The following is a 20,718-nucleotide window of genomic DNA, read 5'->3' on the forward strand; positions in this document are numbered from 1 at the left end:
GAAATCGAGGTCAGGCCGAGTGCCGGTGCCTCCGAGGGGTGGGGGCGGGTCGAAAGTTCAGCCCCCTCGGGCACGACAACCGCGTCAGGCTCACGCGCAGATTTTTTGCCTATGTTTGAAAACAATCAAAGAAATCAAAGGGGAAGGGACCATGGCACGCGGTGGAGCACGCCCCGGTGCTGGCCGGAAAAAGAAGACGCAGACCACTGAGGATTGGGCAGGACCGATAATTGCTGACAGCAGCACTTTGAAGCCTCTCGATTTTTGGCTGGCTATCCTGCGTGATCCTAATGCGCCGTATGAAATGCGTGCCATGGCAGCCGATAAGGCAGGCCCCTTCATTCATGCAAAGCCAGCCCCTCGTCGTGATGATCAGGGCGACTTCGGCGATATGGCCTCTTCCGGCGATGACTGGTCGGGGGTCGTGCCTAGCGCGCCTATGAGGAACTAGAACCGTCATGCTGAACCTGAGCAGGCCTGACTGGGAACAGCGGATCCGCGCTGGCCAGTCACTGCTCCCTGACGTTCAACCCATCAATCCCGAGCTTGCCGCGAAAGCTGTCACGATCTTCGACAAGTTGAGGATCCCGGACGTCATCGGCCAACCGACTTTTGGTGAGGCTGCGGGCGACTGGTTCCGCGATATCGTCTCGCTCCTGCTTGGGTCTCTGGATCCAGCCACGAATGAGCGCCGGATCCGTGAGTTGTTCCTTCTGGTTCCCAAGAAGAACTCGAAGACGACGAACGGCGCGGGCCTGATGATGACGGCGGTCATGCTCAATAAGCGACCGAATGCCGAGTTTCTGATTGTCGCGCCAACGAAAGACATTGCGGATCTCGCCTTCAAACAGGCGTCCGGCATGGTCCGTGCGGACAGGGGTCTCCAGCGTCGGTTTCACATTCAGGATCATATCAAGTGCCTGACGTTCCGGCCTACCGGGGCAACCCTGCGGGTCAAGGCGTTCAGCCCAGACGTCATGACAGGCGTGAAGCCTGCCGGCGTGCTGGTCGACGAAGAACACATCATTGCCCTGAAGTCGGACGCCGAAAGCGTCATGGGTCAGATCCGGGGTGGCATGATCAGCCAGCCGGAAGCATTTCTGGCAATTATCACCACGCAAAGCGACAAGCCGCCGCGCGGTGTGTTTCGTGAAGACCTGCTCCAGGCGAGGGCCATCCGTGATGGAAAATCCCATCGTGAGGCAGACGATGGAACGCTGATTCCGGTTGGCAATGGTATCCTGCCGGTACTTTACGAGTTTCCGGACAAGATCCAGCAGCCTGCGAAGCTTCCGGGCGAACAGGCCCCATGGGAGCATGTTGATCTTTGGGGGATGGTTCTGCCCAACGCGGGCCGCTCTATCACGGTCAAGCGGCTTCAGGAAGAATACGAAAATGCCCGGTCAAAGGGCATTCAGGAACTGGCCCGGTGGGCATCGCAGCATCTGAATGTGGAAATCGGCCTAGCGCTCCGGAGTGACCGCTGGGTCGGTGCCGATTTCTGGCAAGGGGCAGGTGATCCCGATCTGACGCTCGCTGCTCTCATTGACCGGTCAGACGTTATCGCGGCCGGCATCGATGGCGGCGGTCTGGATGATCTTCTCTCGCTCGGCGTCGTGGGGCGTGACCGCGTGACACAGCAGTGGCTGCACTGGGGGAAAAACTGGGTCTTTGAGGGCATTCTTGAGCTTCGGAAGCGTGAAGCCTCCCAGCTCAAGGATTTTGAAGCTCAGGGCGATCTGGTTATCGTCAGCACGCCTGGCGATGACATCGAGCAGTTGGCGGATGTGCTGGAAACGGTGGATCTATCCGGCAAGCTTGCCCTGGTCGGTCTCGATCCGATGGGTGTGGGCTCTATCGTGGATGCCCTGGCGGTTCGTGGAATTGAAGCCCCGCGTGTCGTGGGTGTTTCCCAGGGCTGGACATTGTCTGGCTCTATCAAGACAGCAGAACGAAAGCTGGCGGACGGCACGCTGGTGCATGGCGCTCGTCCGATCATGGGCTGGGCCATCAGCAATGCCAAAATCGAGCCTCGCGGCAATGCCCAGATCATTACAAAACAGGCTGCCGGTTATCTCAAAATTGACCCCCTCATGGCGCTTCTGAACGCCGTGACGCTCATGTCCAAAAATCCCAGCCCTCCCGAAGGGGGGCGTATTGATGACTTCCTGAAAGGCGGAATGCTCAGCGCATGACACTGCGAACAGCCTTCACTGGTCTGCTGACCAAGGCAGCCAACGCCATGGCGCTGTCTGTCACAGGTGTCAGCCTGACAGATCTGCGGCTGGGCGCTTTCATGGCGGGTGGTCCCAGTCACTCCGGTCAGCTGGTCACGGTCGACAGTGCCATCCAGCTGGACACGGTCTGGGCCTGTATCCGGCTTCTGTCGGAAACCATCGCGTCGCTTCCTCTCAAGCTCTACCAACGTGAGACAGAAAACACGTCCAATGCGGCCAGATCGCATCCCTTGTTCTCGATCCTGTACGATAAACCCAATGCAGATATGACGGGTGTGGAATTCTGGGGCTGCATGATTGCCAGTCTGTTGGCCTGGGGAAACTGCTTTGCCCAGATCCAGCGAAATGTGGCAGGACAGATCATTGCCCTGAACCCCTTACGACCTGATCGGATAACAGTCCGTCGCGATCCAGAAACGGGCGGTCTGATCTACACTTACGCCTGGCAACAGCAATATCTGACGCTCGCGGAAGACCAGGTCTTTCACATCAAGGGGTTTTCGTTCGATGGTCTGATGGGTCTGTCGCCTATTACCGTAGGCCGGCAGAGCCTCGGGTCTGCCATGGCCGCAGAAGAAACTGCCGGTAAAACTTACCGAAATGGGCTTCTGACCCAGACATACATCAAGGCTCCAGCCTATCTGACCGACGAGCAGCGCCGTATGGCAAAGGCGTCCCTGCAGGACTATGCGGGAGCGATTAATGCCGGGAAAACGCCCCTTCTTGAAGGTGGCTGGAGCGTTGAAAATATCGGTCTAGACCCGGAAGATGCGCAGTTGCTTCAGACGCGTGCCTTCAACGTTCAGACCATTTGTCGGTGGTTTGGCGTCCAGCCAGTCATGATCGGCAGCATGGAGAAATCGACGGCCTGGGGATCTGGCCTGGAGCAGATGAACCTCTGGTTTCTGCAATATGGCCTGATGCCTTGGTTGGTCCGGATCGAACAGGCCATCTCCCGCTGTCTTCTTAGTCCAGGTGATCGCCTGACCTACTTTGCCAAGCACAATGTCGATGCCCTGCTGCGGGCTGATACGGCTGGCAGAACGGCGTTCTACATTGCCGGACGGCAGAACGGTTGGTTTACGGCTAATGAGGTCCGCGAAAAGGAAGAAATGGCTCCGATGCCAGGTGGTGATGTTCTGACCGTTCAGGCGCAGATGATCCCGCTGACCGACGTCGGAAAAAGCGCCATTCAGCCTACGCTGAAGCCCGTTCCGGGTGGTCAGCCGTCACTAGATCCGGCCGCGTCCGGCACAACAGGAGATCCAGATGTTTGATGGTGATTTCCTCGCCGCCCCATTCGAGGTCAAATTTGCCTCTTCGGGTGAGCCGGGGACATTCGAGGGGTACGGCAGCGTCTTTGGGAATGTTGATTCCCATGGCGATATCGTCATGCCGGGCGCATTCAGTCAGACACTGGCCGAACGCAAGGTGCAGGGTCGCACCATCGCCATGCACGTCATGCACGGGCTTTTCGGTGGTGATGGTCTGCCTGCTGGCGTCTGGACCGATGCGTCCGAAGACAGCAAGGGGCTGCACCTCAAAGGCAAGCTCTCCGGCATGGACACCGATTACGGCAAGCGTCTGCACGGTCTGGTCAAAGATGGTGCGCTTGGCGGCCTGTCTATTGGCTTCAGTGTTCCCCAAGGCGGGGCCGTCAAGGCTGCCCAGGGCAGCGGTGCCTCTCGCCAGATCAACCGGGTCAACCTTCATGAGGTGAGTCTGGTGGATGACCCATCCAACGCCGCGTCTCGGGTCACGGACATGAAGCGCCGCTTTGAACGGTGGGGACTGAAAACGGCCATGATCCCGGACAAGGCCACGGCATCAATCGCTGCTGCCATCGGGTTGCATCAGGCCAGCCTGAAAGGCGGTCATCCGCCAAGGCAGGAAGAATGCGACGCCATGCTTCAGCATCTTCAGGAAGCGCATGAAGCGCTGACGGGAGCGCCGCTGGCACTGACGAAGAAAGCACCGTTCTCGGATGATTTCCGGCGAGTGCTGGACACGCTGTCGGGGCTGGGGATGTCGTCTCCGTCTCTGGCTGGCTTTTCGCTTCCGGATCTAACCGGGGCTGCTGGTCTCTGACCAGAACCAACCGACCACTCTCCAATGCAAGGCACCTTCGGGTGCCTTTTTTATGGGCAAAATCGATGAACGAGAACGAATACAAGCAGGCTGTTTCTGATCTTACGAAGGCCACTGAACAGGTCAAATCCTTTGCCGAGACGGCCAAGACTGAACTGAAAAACCTCGGGGAGGTCACTAAGGAGACCAAGGCTAGCGCTGATAAGGCGCTGACCGAGATGAACGTTCTGGCAGCGCGCCTGACAGACCTGGAGCAGAAAGGCTCTCGGGGCCGTGGGAATGAAGGCGAGCAGGTTCTTTCCATCGGACAGCGCTTCGTCCAGTCCGATGAAGTCAAAGCCGCAATGGCGCGGTCTTCGAACTGGAAGGGGACTGTCCAGATCGAAGTGAAGAATATCACGTCTGCTAGCTCGACTGGTGCTTCTGGAACGACAGGTCTGGTCGTTGCGGATCGTCAGCCCCAGATCATCCAGGTTCCGAACCGTCAGCTTGTCATTCGTGACCTGTTGATGCCTGGGAATACCTCATCCGGTTCGATCGACTATGTTCAGGAAACCGGCTTTACGAATAATGCGGGCTTCGTAGCGGAAAATCCTTCCGCACCGAAACCTCAGTCCGACATCGCATTTGCTCTGCTAAATCTTCCGATCCGGACGGTTGCTCACTGGGTCATGGCCTCCAAGCAGATTCTGGCTGATGCTCCGATGCTTCAGAGCTATATTGATGGGCGGCTGCGGTACGGTCTCGCCTTCAAGGAAGACGATGCCCTCCTGAATGGTGACGGTTCGGGTGTCAGCATCAAGGGGCTAATGGCGTCTTCGACTGCCTACAAGCAGCCAGCGGGTGTCTTGGTGAAGAATGAGACGATGATTGATCGTCTGCGTCTGGCCATGCTTCAGACCACTCTGGCCGAATACCCTGCCACAGGTCACATCCTGAACCCGACGGATTGGGCCAGCATCACGCTGACGAAGGACGCGCAGCTTCGGTATGTGTTTGCCAATCCTCTCGGTCTGAACGGCGCCGTTCTCTGGGGGCTTCCGGTCGCGGAAAGCCTTGCCATGGGGCAGGGCAAGTTCATGACTGGTGCGTTCCGTCTTGCGGCGCAGATCTTTGATCGTGAAGACGCAACAGTGACGATTTCCACGGAAGACCGGGACAACTTCGTCAAGAACATGGTCACGGTTCTGGCCGAAGAGCGTCTTGCGCTGGCCATCTATCGTCCGGAAGCCCTGATTAACGGCAGTTTTTCTGATCTGACAGCAGCACCTGCTGGCGGCTGATCTGGCGACTGGAGACGATCATGACGACACTCCAGACGGATGGAGCAGCGGATCCGCTGCCATTCATAGCGCTGTCTGATTTCAAGGCGGCGTTATCCATCGCAGACAGTGACACATCTCAGGACAGCGCTCTGACCAATATGCTCCTGGCAGCGTCATCCGCTGTACAGAGTTATATTGGTCGCCAGATTACGGTGGCTGACTGGACTGATCGTATTCGGATCCAGCATGGGGACAGGCAACTGTCCCTTATTCTGGGCGTCCATCCAGTCCTGTCTGTCGCAGAGGTCTTTCTGGACGGACAGTCGCTGCCAGCTCCAACTGAGGGATGGGATTTCGATCCTCTTTGCGGGATCCTGTATCCTCCAGTCGGTCCGTGGTGGTGGCCTGGACGTTATTCTGTGTCTTACCGGGCAGGCTGGACCGTGCCGGGCATGAAAGGCGCAGACGATCAGCCGCTTCCGGTCACCATGCCGCCTGATATTCGGCAGGCTGTCCTGACTGCGGCACGCTCGTTCTACAGCGCGAAAGACCGTGACCCGCTTTTAAAGTCGGAAAGCGAGCAGGGGGTAGGTTCCACGTCCTGGGCGACGCCGGATGTATCGTCAGGTGGTCTGCCCCCTGATGCTGCAGCATTCCTCTCGCGTTATCTGCCATCGGGGTTTTCGTGATGGGCTATCAGACAGATCGCCGCCGTCGTCAGATCCGGCATAAGGGGCGGAGCATGACCCTGTCCCAGGGCGGTAGTCATGGCATGACTGTGGGTCTGATTGCCTATTCCGCGCCGCCGGCTACGGCTGCACTGGAAGCCGGTGTGTCGGTCATGCCGTTTGTGGCGGAAATCACGAACGATGAACTGGCCTCTGTCCAGTTCGGGAGACCTAAGAACGGCGATCGTCTCATGGATGGCGGTCGTACCTACACGCTGACAGATGCAACGGCCGTTTATGACGGCTCTGCAATCTGCGGCTGGAAACTCTTCGCATCGGGTGGAACATGACCAGTCCTGTCGTCTTCGACGATGCTTTCGCACGCGCAAAGGCCGCGGCTGCACCTCTTGGTCTGGAAGTCCTGGATATCTTTGATCAGGATCGGGAAGACCATATCCAGCCATGGGTCTATTTCGAAATTGCCAGCGCATCTGCCGATCGTCTTGGGCTAGGTGAAATCGTCGATGAGGAAACAGGGCAAGTCTGGCTGCATCTGATGGTTCCGCGTCTCAGTGGCTCGCGGGATGCCATCACCCTGCGCAAGGCGCTTTCTGTGGCCTTCCGTGTTCCGGTCTCTCCGCTGCCGATCGGTCTTTATTACGACGGCCAGGGGTTTGATCCCCCCAACGCTGACGACAAAGGCAACTGGTTCCGGTTCTCGCTGATGGTCGATTACCGATACCAGGACCGCGTCCTGTAACGCTTTCAGATCCAGAGGTCAGATATGGCATACACGGGACAGACGGCGGGCGTTCATGCCGGCGTCCAGTCCAACGACGTTGAGCTGTCGCTGGCTCTGGAGCTGGATTACGGACAATATTCCGGCGGAGCGTTCCAGCAGCTCCGTTTTACAAACGAAACCCTCCGGGAACAGAGTCAGCGGATCCGTCCACCAGAAATCATGGGACGCGGTGAAGTCTGTCCGGCTTTCACGTCGCAGATCTCAATTTCAGGAACCCTGACAGGCGCGTTCTCAATCGGGGGATATGACAGGCTGTTCGCTGCCATTCTCGGCTCAACCCCTCAGAACGGCAGCATGCTGAATGACAGACAGGTCCGCTCCTGGACGCTCTGTGCGCGGTATGGCGCGGGCTGGATCGTCCGTTACGGATGTGTCTGCACCAAAGTCCAGCTGACCCTGTCGCAGGGATCTTACGCGCAGGTCGCGTTTGATTTCACCTGTGCGGAACAGACCTACGTGACGCAGGATCCAGCCACATTGCGGCTGGAAGCGCCGGTGGGGGCTGTTCTCGATACGGCGGGAAACTTTGACGGCCTTCTGATCGACGGAATGCCAGTGGACGGAGCCGTGCGCAGCTTCAGTCTCACACTGGGGCGCGATGGATCCACGCCTGAATATGGCCTGGGTAAAGCTGGTCCCTGCGGTCAGAAGCCTGACGATTTAACGGCAACAGGCAGCGTCCAGATCTTCTTCAGGAGCTTTGACCTGTATCGCCGCTATCAGCGCGGGCTCTCTGGTCCTGTGGTGATCAGCGTCAATGACGGCAATGGAAATGCCTATGTGTTTTCGTTCCTGAACGCGACGCTTCAGAACCCCAGAATCAACGCGGGCGGCCGCAATACCTCAATTCTTGCCACCTTCGACATCGAGGGAAATCCGCTGCCAGGCGGCGGAACTTTTGCCCTGTCCCGACACACTGACCCGATCAGAAACATCAGTGTTTCAGGCGCGCCAGTGACATTTAATGGAACGGCTCTGAGGCCGTAGGAGTGATTGACCGTGGTTGAAATATCCACGTTGCCAGAAGAGCGGCTTCAGGCGGGAGACGCCATCCTCTTCGTGCGGATTGTTGGGGGTGTCGCGCAGGCTTACAAGCTCGATGGCGAATATGTTTCCAGCTTTTCAGATGTTGCCGGGCTTCGCGGCGTGGCTCAGGAAGCCATAGCGTCTTCTGAGGCGGCCCTGAATACGCTGGCAGGACTGACGGTTGACGGAAATTCCGCCAAAGTCCTGCTGACAGATGCACTCAAGGGAAATGCGCCTCTCAACTGGCGCGGCTATTGGGATGCCGCCCGAAACAGTCCGTCCCTGACCAGCGGCCAGGGCGCAGAAGGCGACCTTTATATCGTCTCCAGTGCCGGCACGACGGATCTGGATGGGCACGCGGCGTGGACGGCCGGGGATGCGGCATGGTTCACCAGCGGACAGTGGCAGTATTTCGCCCGTGCGGGCTGGGCTGCCGTCGCGCAGACCCTGACGGGCCTGTCCTCGGTCGCTGCGGGCCAGAGCACAATCCGCACTCCGGGGTCATCGCGGTGGTCCATTGCCTGGCTGGATGATCTCGGCGGAATCATCGCGGGCATTCTCGCAGACGGCTCCCCCCAGTTTCCAGGCACGTCTGCCCTGATCGGCCCCTCTGAGATTGTCACGTCCTCGCTGCCGGGTTCGGGTGTCCTGACCCTCGATCAAACCGGGGGCGTGGTGGATAACCGCTCCACTCTCGCATTCCCTGGCATTGTTGCAGATACGCGTGGGCCTGTTGCAGCGAACGTCACATGCCGTGCGCCTGGACATCTCGATGATGCGCGCGTCGGGTACGTTGCGAATGACCGCTGGCAGTTCCGTGGGCGGCATTACACCTGCCTGCGCAATGGTGCGGGCGGCGCGGTCTGGGATCTGACACCTGACGTTGCACCTGCCTGCCCTGGGGATGTGTTCGGAACCGACCTTGCCGGTGCCTGGGGCGTGGATGCGGTTGTTGCTGGCTTTACGGGGCCAGCCTTCGATGTCACCACGACAGCCGGGGGCGCTTCGGTTGTCACGACGGTGCCGATTGTCGCAGGCGGCAAACATGACGCCGGCATTCTCTCCCGTGCGCTGATCGCGCGTGACAGCGGGACAACGGCCGAAATCACCACGCTGTATGACCAGTCTGGAAACGGGCATCAGCTGACGGGCTCTTACGGATCAGCCCCGAAAATCGGTGTGGTCACGGTCAACGGCTTTACGGCCATCTCCTTTGATACGTCTGGCGCTTCGGCTGCACGGTCTTTGAAGAATACTGCGGTGTCTCTTGCGTCCGGCACATTCACGGCCCTGGCGTTTGGCCGATGGGCCGGAACGAACGCTGCATCAGATGAGCGCATTCAGCTTCTGACGGTCGGGTCCATTTCGACCATCAGCGGCATTAATGAAGATGGGAAGCTCGGCGTCTATGATGGCACGTCCTACGTTCAGGGCAGCCAGTATCAGCTGTGCAATCCATCCATGGTGGGGATCAGCGCGGCCGGGGGAACGTCGGTTTCAACGTGGGTGGGCGAAGCCTCCGCGCCTCTGACAGTCCCTGCCGGGGTGCTGTCCAAGACGCTGACAGGCTTTACGCTTGGCTCTTCCGGTCTGGGAAATGCCTGTAATGGCGTTCTGACGGGTGTGGTCCTGGCGAAACGTGCAGCCACAACGACCGACATTCAGCGCGCGAACCGATCGGCCGCGCTGCGCTGGAATTACACGCCGCAGGTCAAGCCGCGCCTGTTCTGCATTGGGGACAGCCGCACGGCGGGCTACATCAACGCAGACTGCCAGAACTGGCCAAGCATGATCGGGGATTATCTGGATCAGCCGCTGGAGGTGTTCAACCTTGCTGTTTCCGGTTCGCAGACAACAGACTTCATTCCCAACACGCAGCCGGGTCTCATCACTGAACTGAAAAAGGGCGGATACAACCTGGCGACCATCTGGCTGGGGATCAACGATTTCAGCCACGGTAAAGACAAGGCCGCAACGCTTCAGAATGTCCGGGCGATTGCCTCCGCTGTTCTCGCTGCCGGTGTCAAACACGTCTGGATCATTTCCGAGGCCAAGGTCGGGGATATGGACTGGTTCTGGCAGTATTTCCCGGCTGGCCAGCATCCGAACATCACGCTTCTGACGCCGTTCCTGAACGGGCTCCCGCTCTCGGTCAATGCTGCCGGAAACTTCGATGCTCTGGTCTGGCATGGGGACACCATCCACCCGTTTCCGTCGGGTGGGCGCACGCTGGCATCCCTTGCAGGCCGCGATATCAACGCTTTTATTGCACAGGATCTTGATCAGTGAGCTACGTTCAGACGCACACGATTGCAGGTCAGACGGCCAGCGGCCGGCTTGGCTATATTTTCCCGACCAGCCAGCAGCCTGTTTATGCCAGCCGGTTCTCGTCCCCGCTCGATAACCTGGCAGAAAGCGGCGTTCCTGCCGCTCCTTTTCTGTCGGTTCCAGCAGCGTCTGATGGGGAAGTGACCCTGGGGCGCAGTCTGCCGACGCCTGTGGCCATTCAGACGCCTGTTGCCCAGAGCGCTGACATGACTCTGCTCTTCGTTGCCCGTTTGCCAAACGCGCCGATGGATGGAGATGGCAATATCGGTGTCATGGGCGCAACCTTTTATAACTCAGCCAGCAAGGCGGCCTGGGCTGGCTTGTCGTTCGGCTTAGGAAGAAATTACGCCTATCTATACGTCGCCAACGAGGTGAACGACGCCATGTCGACTCAGTTTGGGGGCGCATCGCTGACGGATGCGCAGGCGCAAACTTGGGGATTGTACGCCGCACGGATCAGTTCGTCTGGCGGAAGCGGAATTACGGCGATAATTCAGGCGCTGACGGCCGGCACACAACAGGTTCAGAACTGGTCTGGCACGATGTACGCCAAGGATGGGGAAACCCCAACCGTCATGCTTGGCGCTGATTATCTCCCCCTGTTCGGAACAAAACAGCCCATCCAGATCAAGCGGAGCTTCCTGTGGAACATGACGCTGTCTGATGCGGAAGTGGACGCCATGGCCACGCTGATCCGTGCTGACCTGGCAGCCGAGGCGATTACCGTCTGATCCTCAATCCTTCTGACTGTTCACGTCACCGCCCTCTGAGGCGGTTTTTTTATGGATGAATCCCATGACGACTTATTCAGGATCCACGGCAGGTTTCCTGGCCGCTGCCCAAGCGAATGCGGCCGTTCTCGCTTTTGCGAAAGAGGACAATTATGCCGCCATTCCAGCGGCTGCGTTCCAGAAGACCCGTTTCACGGGCGAAAGTTTCAAGCCAACGGACAGCCGGCAGCGTCCGGATGAAATCAACGATCTGGCCGAAGCTGCGCAGGCTGTCACCACACAGGTTTCAGTCTCTGGCACACTGTCCGGTGCCCTGTCCGTCGGCACCTATGATGATCTTCTGGGGGCCGTGCTGTGTAATGACTGGGCCGAGGACGGCACGGTGCGCAATGGCAAGGTTTACAAGACCTGGTCCATTGTCGAAGCGATTGGCGAGAAATGGTTCGTCCGGCCGGGTGCCATCTGCACCAGCGCGCAGCTGACGTTCTCGCAGGGCTCCTTTGCGCAGGTCTCTTTTGACTTTACGGCCGCGCGCCAGGATCAGGCGGACGCAGATCCGGCCTCGGGCTATCTGGACGCGCCGACCGGCACGGTCCTGGACACAGTGGGGAATTTCGGTGGTGTCACGATCGATGGCACGACGCCGGACGGCTGCATCCGGACCCTGTCCATCAAGCTCGACCGGAACGGTAGCGGTGCAGACTATGGCAACGGTCATGCCGACGCCTGCGGTGTGCGCCATGGCGAGCTTGAAGCGTCTGGCCAGCTCCAGATGTTCTTCAAGTCCTACGCTGTCTATGAGCGGTATGCGTCCGGCAAGGGCGGTCCGATCGCTGTCACAGTCACTGACGGGACAGGAAACGGCTATGTGCTGACCTTCCTCAACGGCGTTCTGCTGAACCCGCAGATCAATGCCGGCAGCAAGAATACCTCCATCATGGCCACCTTCGACATCGAGGGAAATCCGGCGGCCGGTGGGGGCACCTTCCTGATTGCGAAGATCAAGCCGGCTGGCGGCTGATCCTTCCTTTTTGTTGTCCTGAATGACCGCCTCCGGGCGGTTTTTTTATGTCTCACGGGCTGACATCAGCCCTCAGATCAGAGTGAATCAATACCATGGCAAGACTGTCTTCCTTCACCCGCAATCAGTCCCGCGTTTCTGAAGGCGAGCGCATTGTCGTCGGCCCTGCCGGCGAACAATTTGGCATCACGACCCGTGGCTTTACGCCTGCCTATCGGGATACGTTCTATGCGCTCAAGGCTGAAGCCGCACGTCGTCTGAACCGCACGATCGTGCCAGGTGCAACGCTGTACACTCCAGACACGCTGCCGCCGTCCGAGGAAGACAAGGTCCAGGGCATTGCCATCTCCCGTGAATGCGTTCTCGGGGTGGACGGACTTCAAAAGGACGATGACGGCCCGGACATCACGGTGGATGAGTTCAAGGCCATGCTGGAAAGCGGCAATTATCCGGTTCTGGTCTTCCTGGCGATTTCTGCGGCGGGCCGGGTCGGTGACGAACGGGTGCAGCAGAACGAAGCTGCTGTGGGAAACTGATCAGCGCCCTGGAATGGGAGCTGGACTGGGGTGGGTTTGTCGGTGACGGAGAAAGTGCCGAAATCCGTGAGTTCCTGCTCGAACAGCGGGTTCTCCCCCATCCCTGGCTGAGTCGGCCGTGGCGTTGCTGGCATGAGCTGCAATATGACCGGCAATGGGTCGAAGACCTGGTCGGCGTGGGTATGGGCAAAATCCGGGGTATTGCCCGGCCTTTGCCCATCCAGTGGGTCACGATCGAAGCCTGGTGTGAGGCCAATGACCTTCCATCTGAAGAGCGGGTCTGGCTCCTGTTCCAGGTGCGCGCAATGGATGCCGTTTTTGTCCGGCACAGAAATGCAAAAATTACAGCAGAAGTCACCAGCTTCATGCGAGGGTAACGATGGCAAAACCGCGTTCCGTGGCCCGAAGTATTCGCCTGTTCGCGGATCGGACCCTCTCTCCGGCCGCGCTATCCGCAAAACTGGCGCAGATCGCTATCCAGGAGCGGGACGCACTGGTCAAGAGCGGAGAAGCGCCGCCGCACTGGACCACCACTGTGGATGGCCGTCTGGGCGCTCCGGAAACGTCTGTCCGGCCGGATGGCTTCATTCTCTACAAGTTCAATACCCTGGGGCTGGCCGTCAAAGCCGCGCTCCAGATCTGCAAAGACCGCTCTCCGGTACGGTCTGGAATTTATCGGAATACCTGGATCGCTGCCGTCGATGGCAAGCCCTGGCGCGGGGATCTGTCCGAGATCCCGGACAATGTGGAAATCATGATCGTGAATCCACAGCCCTATGCCCGGAAAATCGATACGGGTGCGATGAAGGGCATGAGCGTTCCGCCTGGCATTGTGGAAGCGGCCAGGCAGTACGTTCAACGCCAGTTTCCAACGGTCACCGCACAACGGGCCTTTGTGTCTATCCCGGCCGGCCTCTTCAACAATGCCCCTTATATCCTGCGACGCAGTCAGGGGCGTTCGAAGGACAGGGCGGCCGGAAAACCAATCACTTACCCGGCCTTAATTCTTACAAGAAGAAACTGATTACTTGTCGCAATCTATTGTCAGTTCTTTCCGAACGCCATCATTGTCTGTGCTGATGACTTTGTATCCCGTTGGGCACTCTTTATTTGCTCGTTCGTAGCAAATACGGAGCGGGGCAGCAGTTCCGCAGCCGATGATGTGATAAGCGCCGCCGCCCGGTTTTGGGACTGATGAGGCAGTCGTGCAGGCCGTCAGAGCTAACGGAAGGCCCAGTAAAAATTTCCAGTTCATCGCAATAACCTCTTAGTAAATCCAGGGGACGCTACCATGCCGACTGTAGAACAGCTTAAAGTCGCTTTTGACAGTCAAATCGCGTCCTCTGCCGCCGCCGATACTGACGCATTGAATAAGCTGGCCGATGGTATCGACCGTGTAGGCGATTCCGTCGAAGTCACAGACACGAAAATAACCCGATCCGGGAAAAGCGGTCCAGGATATGTCAGAAGCTGGGACGCGGTGACTAAATCCGCAACAGCCCTGACCAAAGCACAGACGGCGCTGAAGGACGCTGAAGACAAGCTGGCAGAAAGTGTGCGCCGTGGTGAGGTCACGCAGGAAGAGGCTGGCCGTGCGATTGACGCGCAGCGGGAGAAAGTCAGCAAGCTCGTGACTGCCCATGAAGAGGCTGTGGCTGCCACAAAGAAATCCACTGATGGCCTGAAAGAAACGTCGGAAACGGCTAAGGTCTCCAGCTATCAGCTGGGCATTCTGGCAGACGAAGCACACAAGTTTTTCGACCAGGTCGCCAGTGGAGGATCTGCTTTGAAAGCTGCCTTCTACCAGGTGCCGAACATGGTCCAGGTGGTCGGTGGCCTTGGCAATGCCGTCCAGCTGGTCGGCGGTTACATGAAGCTGGGTCTTGCTGCCGGTGCTCTCGCTGCGGGTGCTGCCATTTACAAGATGGGGGCTTATGCCGAGGCCGAGCAGGAACAGCTGGCCGGCCTATCGCAGCATCTGCGAGCCACACGGGATGACTACACCGCCATGGCGGCTTCCGCCGAGTCCGCGGCACGCAAGCTCTCATCCACCAGTGGCCTGTCTCTTGAAGACAGTCGGTCCGTTACAACCACATTTGCTGCCGTTCCGACCATTGATAGCTCAAGCCTTCAGAAGCTGTCTGCGGAAGCGCGGGATCTGGCAGAAGTCATGGGTGAAACGGTGCCAGAGGCGGCTAAAGAAATGGCGGCCGCCTTTACCGACCCGGCCAAAGCAGCTGAAGATTTTGCCAATAAGGGACTGCTTGGCGTTCATAGGGGGCTGGTCGACCAGATTTCAGATCTTCAGAATTCTGGAAACCGCCTTCAGGCTTGGCAACTGCTTATGCAGCAGGTCGGAACAGCTACGGCTGGCGCAGCAGAGCATGGCCTGACGCCTCTTCAAACGGCACTTCATGACCTGAGCACTGCCTTTTATGGCCCAATTGACGGCGCAAAATCTCTGGCTCAGTGGCTGGGCGATGGCATTGACGTTGCCGCGACAAAGGCCGTGCGCAGCCTGGCTGAAGTCCTGAACGGAATTAACAAGATCCGGACGTCAACGCTGAATGGCGACGATCTGAGTGGGATCACGCAAAAATCCAGCGTCTCATCTTCCTCCAGCCTCTCAGACATTATTGACAGTGTCGGGACGAAACTGAATGCGCCGTCTGATGTCATCTCGCTGGCACATCGGATGCAGCCCATTGAAAGTCCCGAGGGACAATACAAGAATGGCCGGGTTGTCGTCTCGTCTGCTGGTGCTGTTGGCGCCATGCAGGTCGAGCCTTCGAATGCAAACGGCAATGACCTGAATGATACAACCGGCAATGTGACTGCCAGTGAGCAGTACCTCATCAAGCTGTATCAGAAGTACAAGGGCAATCAGATCCTTGTGGCGATGGCGTACAACTGGGGGCCGGGCAATGTCGATGACTACCTGAGCAGAAAAACGAACACGGTCCCAAGTGGTGTCCTGGACTATGCGCAGTCAGTCACGGGCGGTCAGGCGTACAGCGCCACAACAGTCGCAGCCAAACGGACCTCAGTGGATGATGCGTTGGCCACGTCTAACGGGTCCACATCTGCGGCGTATCAGTCAGAGTCGCAGGAAATCGCGAAACTGACGCAGGCCCAGAAAGATCTGTCAGATCTTCGCAAGGCTGGTGTTTATACCGACGGGGAATACGCCACTCAGATGCAGGGGCTGACAGAACGTCTGGGCGTACACCGCGCAGCGCTGTTGAACCTGCGAGACCCGATGCAGGAACTCACGCATCAGCAGGGGCTGGCAGAGCAATCTGCTCATACCTATTCGGCAGCAGAACAGGCCATGGTCCAGGCTGACCAGGCAGCCGAACAGGCGGCGCAGAAACTGGGACAGGCGCATGCAACGGCGGCGCAGCTTCAGGCGGCTGAGGCCGGTCAGCAGGCTATTCTGACAGATCAGTTCAATAACTCTGTGGCGGCTGTTAATCGGCAGACAGCGGCGCAGATGGATCTGGTGGCAGGCTATGACGCCACAAAGGGGCCGCTTGCGCAGTATCTTAACGCTGAAGAGGCAGCCGAGAAGGCACGGGACACGTCCACCGAAGGCACAAAGGAACAATCGCGCCAGATCCTGATCTGGACGGGCGTACTCAACTCCGCAACAGCGGCCAAAGTGGACCTGGCATCCGCTGGGAAGCTGTATGGCCAAAGCCTCGATCTTGACTACATCAAGACGGAAACAGCGTTGCTCGGGCAGAATTCGGATGCGGTCTCGGTTCAGCTCGCCGTCCTGAAAGAACGTAATCAGATCTTGAAGGACGGAGGGAATGCGGAAAGCGAGGCTAACAAGAAGAATCTGGACAACGTTGCGGCGATCCAGTCGGCCACGAATGCCTATCAGCATCAGCAGGACACGCTGAACGAACTGACCAGTGACATCTCCTCCGCAGCGGACACGCTGTCGAGCAGCTTCACACAGGCCCTGGTCAACGCCTCAAATGGTGGGGTGACGTTCAAGTCTGCCATGCAGGGTGTGGAAAGCCAGCTGATCTCGATGATTGCCAAGCTGGCGCTGATCAATCCGCTCCTGAGTGCGATCGATGGCAAAAGCCGGACAACACTGGGGGACGTCTCTTCCATTCTGTCTGGTGCTTCCTCTTCTGGCGTTACCAGCACGAATGCGATCAGCGCTTACTCTGGCGGATGGGGTTGGAACCCTGTGAGTTCCGCCGGCTCTTCTGCTTCCTCTACTAGCTCTCTTGGCGGACTGGGCAGTTCAACGTCCTGGCTCTCCTCCGGGCTTAAAACCAATCTGTTTGGAACTGCTACGGTCGGAAACCTGCTCGGTGGTGTTGGTGGCGGGTTCGGGATCGGCTCTGCCCTGTCTGGGATTGGCGGTGGAACCAAGAGCAACGGAACGATTGGGAGTGCTGTTGGTGCGGCGGCTGGTGCAGCGGCCGGATCCTTCATTCCGGTTATCGGCACCATGCTGGGCGGCCTGATTGGCGGCGGTCTGGGCGGGCTCTTCGGTGGCATGTTTGGCCACAAGAAAAATCCGTACACGATCGACCAGGTCATGACGACGGACGGTCAGCTATCCTTGGGCAAGACCTGGAATCAGGCCCAGACCGACCAGATCACAGAGCAGCTGAAGAGCGATATTGCGTCCTTCAATTCTGTTCTGTCCTCTGCCGGCGTGACGATTGGCGGCGGTGATGGCGGCCTGCTCGGAACGGTTCGTGACGACAAGAACAACAAGGATGCGTTTTTGCAGTCTGTGTCGCTGACGGACCTCCTGAAACAGGCGACCTACAACACATCAGATGCGACATTCAATCAGGCGCTTCAGCAGGGCCTGCCGAGTAATGCGACCTCCGTGTCGGATTACGCGACAGCCATTCAGAACCTGAAGACCATGGCTGATACTGTCGATCAGCTCGGCGTTGCTGTCTCGAAGTTCAATTCGGACGGCACCGTCACGGTCGGGACTTTCACCCAGGTGACCGGGGATCTGAAAACAGCGCTGACGACGGCTCTGGGCGGGAAAACCCTGTCCACGTCCGATCTCCAGACGCAGATCTCGACTGTCACCACGTTCGTCAACACAACCATGCCGGATCTGCTCAAGGCCACTGTCTCCGGGCAGCAGTCCTGGGTGGACCAGATGGCGGCCTTGCGACAGACCTATGATGTCGCGGGCTCTCAGGCCGGCGCATACGGGCTGGACGGAACGCAGCTCAATGCAAAATACCAGTCTCTCTATGACGAAGGATTTGCAGAACAGCTGGACACGTTACGCGATTCAGACACGTCCGTGAGGGCGCGCTATCTGACGGCGACGGGTGACGATCAGGGGGCTGCCCTTCTGAATTTCGACACCAGTGCCGATCAGCAGCGCAAAGCCCTGGATAGCGCCTGGCAGTCGTTCCTGGGGGATGCCTATAAAAGCAATGACGAATACCTGGATGAGTCTGCGGATCTCGAAAAGGCTCTGGCCGCTGAACGGCTTCAGATTCAGGAGCAGTACAACGGCACCAGCCTGGCGCAGATGAAGCAGTATCAGGAGCAGGCGCAGCAGTCTCTGGGGTCGGTGTTCTCCAGCCTGGCAGACTATGCCCGTGGTCTGGATACCTCGGACGCATCCCCATTGTCCGCGCAGATGCAATATGCCGCTGCCAACGACAATCTCCAGTCCGACTACAAGGCGGCCATGGCGGGGGATTATGATGCCCTGTCACGGATCCAGTCGGATGCCAGCACGTTCCTGACGGCTTCAAAAACCTATCAGGGGTCCGGGACTGGCTATGCTGGCGATTTTTCCAGTGTGGCCAATATTCTGAAATCCCTGGGAAGTGCTGATACTGGCAGTCTGACCACGTCTCTGGTCCAGCAGCTTGTGCAGGGCCAGTCGGACACCACATCCGGCAGTGTCTCCACAACCGCGCTGTCTCAGGCTGCGGACAAGCTGACGGCGTCGGTCGGTGCGACAGCGTACCCTAACGGGTCTCAAACCCTGTCTGGAGCAGCCGCGCAGACAGATCAGGGGGCTGGCCTGGGTGCGGGCACTGTGTCCTCAATAGGTCTGTCTCAGGCGGCTGAGACGTTAATGTCCTCTATCGGACAGATGACGTTCTCCGGCATTGCTCAAAGCCCGTCCGGAACAACGGCGTCCGGCACGTCTCTGGCAAGCCCGGACGTCCAGACGCTTGTGACAAGCCTGTCTGGCACAGAGAGCAGCCTTCTGGATCTTCTGAATCAGCTGCTTCAGAAAGTTCAGGATCAGACCGCAGGAACGCAACAGGTGCCAGTCCAGCTGGACGCCATCATCAAGGTTCTGGAGACCATGCAGAAGGACCAGAAGCTGAAAGCTGCCACGGACGCCACGCGGCCGAGGGCAGCCTGATGCGGTTTCGCACAATTGAAATGGATATCGTTCTGCCGACTGTCATTCAGCCGGCAGCGGTTCCAGGCTGGGGTGATGCGCCTTGGGGCGCACTGACCCAGCTTTCTGACAATCCTGAATCTCTTGAAACCCTGCGCTATTCCGATGCGGGCTATGTGGACGAAAACCACGTCCCGTATCCGCCGTATGTGACCCAGGCACTCGATCTGACGCGGTCCCTGACCCTGTCAGCCGATGCCCTGGGCGGATCTTTCTCGATCGGAATCCTGACGCTGGCCAATCCGGATGGCGTTCTGGATGGCCTGCTCCAGACCCGCGTGAATGATCATCTGCCTGTGCGGATCCGTGAGGGCACGCGCCTGTGGGATGGCGCGCGCCAGATCTGGACAGACCCACCTTCAGCAGGCCTGAATCCGGTTTTTTCCGGATTGGGGAAAAACTGGCAGCCGGGTCTGAACAGCGTGTCGATTACGCTGCTCGATGCCACGTACTGGCTGGACGGCACCATGCCGGTTTCAATCTATGGCGGTACCGGCCGGCTGGATGGGGACAGCAATGTCTCCGGCCGGAATATCCCGCGTCTGCGGGGGCGGGTCTGCAATATCTCGCCTGTGCTGATCGACAGCGCCAATTATGTCTATCAGCTCTCGGACGGTCCGGTCTCCATCACGGCCCTGTATGAAGGCGGTTTTGGCGGTGGCATTGCGTTCGGGGGAATGGTCACGGATCTCTATGCCGTTTCTCCTGCTCCGGGCACCTATACGGTTCTGTCCAGCAGTGCGGGAACATGGATCCGCCTTGGGACGAAGCCCGTCTATGGCATCACCGTGGACGCCGTGGGCCGGTTCCGTTCCGGGGCCAGCCCTGAAAACGTCCTGGACGTCTTGCGCCAGCTTCTGATTGAGGACCTGGTCCTGCCGGCACCCTACATCGATGCTGCCTGGCCAGCCTTCTCTGACCTCGCGCCCTATTGGGGTGGGTGGTACTGGGATGGATCGGACAGTGTGACGGGACGCCAGGCTGTGACCACGCTTCTGTCTGGTCTCGGAATTTCCCTGGTGCCGACGCGGACCGGAACGCTGCGGCCGATCCGGCTGCGGGATCCGGCCGAGGCGGGCGCGCCGCTTCTGACCCTCACTACGGATCTGATCAGCGCGATCAGCCCTGTAGCTCTGGACAGTTCTCTTGATCCGCCAACCTGGCGCTGGCGTATTGGCTGGCAGCACGTCTTCACGGTTCAGACATCCGGCTCTGGCCTGCATCCGCAGGCCGCATCCGACCGGCAGTCCCTGATTGCCGAAAGCGACCGGGGTGCAGTGTGGTTTGATACCGCCATCAAGGCGTCCTGGCGGGTGCCTGGAGATCCGGCACTGATCACAACAGCCCTGGCCAATCAGGCAGACGCGCAGGCCATTGCAAACTGGCATGGCGCTGTCTGGGGCCGTCGCCGGCATCTCTGGGCTGTGGATGTTCCGCAATCCGCAGCGCTCGCCGTGGATCTCGGGGATCCTGTTCTGCTCCAGGCGCCTGTGCCTGGTGCGAAAACGGCCGTTCCGGGTGTGGTGATCAGCGAACACGTCAGCAGTTCCAGCACGACAACAACCCTCACGATACTGGTCTGACAC

At 58.8% G+C, this 20,718-nt stretch carries 18 protein-coding genes; 17 read left to right on the forward strand and 1 reads right to left on the reverse strand.

The window, feature by feature from the left end; genetic code table 11:
• Window positions 1-151: 151 nt before the first annotated feature.
• From M2305_RS11285 to M2305_RS11355, 15 genes are all read left to right on the forward strand, one after another.
• Window positions 152-451 carry a hypothetical protein gene (locus M2305_RS11285; RefSeq protein WP_202208726.1) on the forward strand — a complete coding sequence of 100 codons (300 nt, stop codon included), beginning with the start codon at window positions 152-154 and terminating at the stop codon, window positions 449-451.
• 7 nt (window positions 452-458) lie between these two features.
• Window positions 459-2,195: a terminase large subunit gene (locus tag M2305_RS11290; protein ID WP_264649394.1), complete on the forward strand. Its 1,737-nt coding sequence runs from the start codon at window positions 459-461 to the stop codon at window positions 2,193-2,195.
• Window positions 2,192-3,514, forward strand: coding sequence for a phage portal protein (locus tag M2305_RS11295; RefSeq protein ID WP_264649395.1), 1,323 nt, complete (start codon window positions 2,192-2,194; stop codon window positions 3,512-3,514). Before M2305_RS11290 ends, M2305_RS11295 begins: the two co-directional genes overlap by 4 nt.
• The gene (locus tag M2305_RS11300; RefSeq protein WP_264649396.1) at window positions 3,507-4,325 is read left to right on the forward strand and encodes an HK97 family phage prohead protease; all 819 of its coding nucleotides are present in this window, start codon (window positions 3,507-3,509) and stop codon (window positions 4,323-4,325) included. The genes M2305_RS11295 and M2305_RS11300 overlap by 8 nt, the downstream gene beginning before the upstream one ends.
• A 65-nt stretch (window positions 4,326-4,390) precedes the next feature.
• The gene (locus tag M2305_RS11305; RefSeq protein WP_264649397.1) at window positions 4,391-5,608 is read left to right on the forward strand and encodes a phage major capsid protein; all 1,218 of its coding nucleotides are present in this window, start codon (window positions 4,391-4,393) and stop codon (window positions 5,606-5,608) included.
• A gap of 20 nt (window positions 5,609-5,628) precedes the next feature.
• Window positions 5,629-6,279 carry a phage head-tail connector protein gene (locus tag M2305_RS11310; protein ID WP_264649398.1) on the forward strand — a complete coding sequence of 217 codons (651 nt, stop codon included), beginning with the start codon at window positions 5,629-5,631 and terminating at the stop codon, window positions 6,277-6,279.
• Window positions 6,280-6,332: 53 nt separating this feature from the next.
• Window positions 6,333-6,608, forward strand: a complete 276-nt coding sequence (locus M2305_RS11315; RefSeq protein ID WP_264649399.1) for a hypothetical protein — start codon at window positions 6,333-6,335, stop codon at window positions 6,606-6,608.
• Entirely contained in the window at window positions 6,605-7,018 is a 414-nt protein-coding gene (locus tag M2305_RS11320; RefSeq protein WP_264649400.1) for a hypothetical protein, read from the forward strand. Before M2305_RS11315 ends, M2305_RS11320 begins: the two co-directional genes overlap by 4 nt.
• A 24-nt stretch (window positions 7,019-7,042) precedes the next feature.
• Complete coding sequence (locus M2305_RS11325; protein WP_264649401.1) at window positions 7,043-8,047, forward strand: phage tail tube protein; 1,005 nt, start codon at window positions 7,043-7,045, stop codon at window positions 8,045-8,047.
• Window positions 8,048-8,059: 12 nt separating this feature from the next.
• Window positions 8,060-10,375: an SGNH/GDSL hydrolase family protein gene (locus tag M2305_RS16310; RefSeq protein WP_264649402.1), complete on the forward strand. Its 2,316-nt coding sequence runs from the start codon at window positions 8,060-8,062 to the stop codon at window positions 10,373-10,375.
• Complete coding sequence (locus M2305_RS11335) at window positions 10,372-11,145, forward strand: hypothetical protein (RefSeq protein ID WP_264649403.1); 774 nt, start codon at window positions 10,372-10,374, stop codon at window positions 11,143-11,145. The genes M2305_RS16310 and M2305_RS11335 overlap by 4 nt, the downstream gene beginning before the upstream one ends.
• Window positions 11,146-11,209: 64 nt before the next feature.
• Window positions 11,210-12,166, forward strand: coding sequence for a phage tail tube protein (locus M2305_RS11340; RefSeq protein WP_264649404.1), 957 nt, complete (start codon window positions 11,210-11,212; stop codon window positions 12,164-12,166).
• Window positions 12,167-12,261: 95 nt separating this feature from the next.
• A complete protein-coding gene (locus M2305_RS11345) occupies window positions 12,262-12,702 on the forward strand; it encodes a hypothetical protein (RefSeq protein ID WP_264649405.1) in 441 nt (146 codons plus the stop codon).
• A 182-nt stretch (window positions 12,703-12,884) separates the two neighbouring features.
• Window positions 12,885-13,079, forward strand: a complete 195-nt coding sequence (locus M2305_RS11350) for a hypothetical protein (RefSeq protein ID WP_143412277.1) — start codon at window positions 12,885-12,887, stop codon at window positions 13,077-13,079.
• 2 nt (window positions 13,080-13,081) lie between these two features.
• Entirely contained in the window at window positions 13,082-13,726 is a 645-nt protein-coding gene (locus tag M2305_RS11355) for a hypothetical protein (protein ID WP_264649406.1), read from the forward strand.
• Here the strand turns inward: M2305_RS11355 and M2305_RS11360 are convergent, their stop codons facing one another.
• On the reverse strand, window positions 13,727-13,957 hold the full coding sequence (locus M2305_RS11360; protein ID WP_211497107.1) for a hypothetical protein: 231 nt from the start codon (window positions 13,955-13,957) through the stop codon (window positions 13,727-13,729).
• Window positions 13,958-13,993: 36 nt separating this feature from the next.
• Here M2305_RS11360 and M2305_RS11365 point away from each other — a divergent pair, with 36 nt between their 5' ends.
• Window positions 13,994-19,093, forward strand: coding sequence for a phage tail length tape measure family protein (locus M2305_RS11365; RefSeq protein ID WP_264649407.1), 5,100 nt, complete (start codon window positions 13,994-13,996; stop codon window positions 19,091-19,093).
• On the forward strand, window positions 19,093-20,715 hold the full coding sequence (locus tag M2305_RS11370) for a hypothetical protein (protein WP_264649408.1): 1,623 nt from the start codon (window positions 19,093-19,095) through the stop codon (window positions 20,713-20,715). The genes M2305_RS11365 and M2305_RS11370 overlap by 1 nt, the downstream gene beginning before the upstream one ends.
• Window positions 20,716-20,718: the final 3 nt, after the last annotated feature.

It is taken from the genome of Gluconobacter cerinus, from assembly GCF_025961355.1.
In the GTDB taxonomy this organism is placed as follows: domain Bacteria; phylum Pseudomonadota; class Alphaproteobacteria; order Acetobacterales; family Acetobacteraceae; genus Gluconobacter; species Gluconobacter cerinus.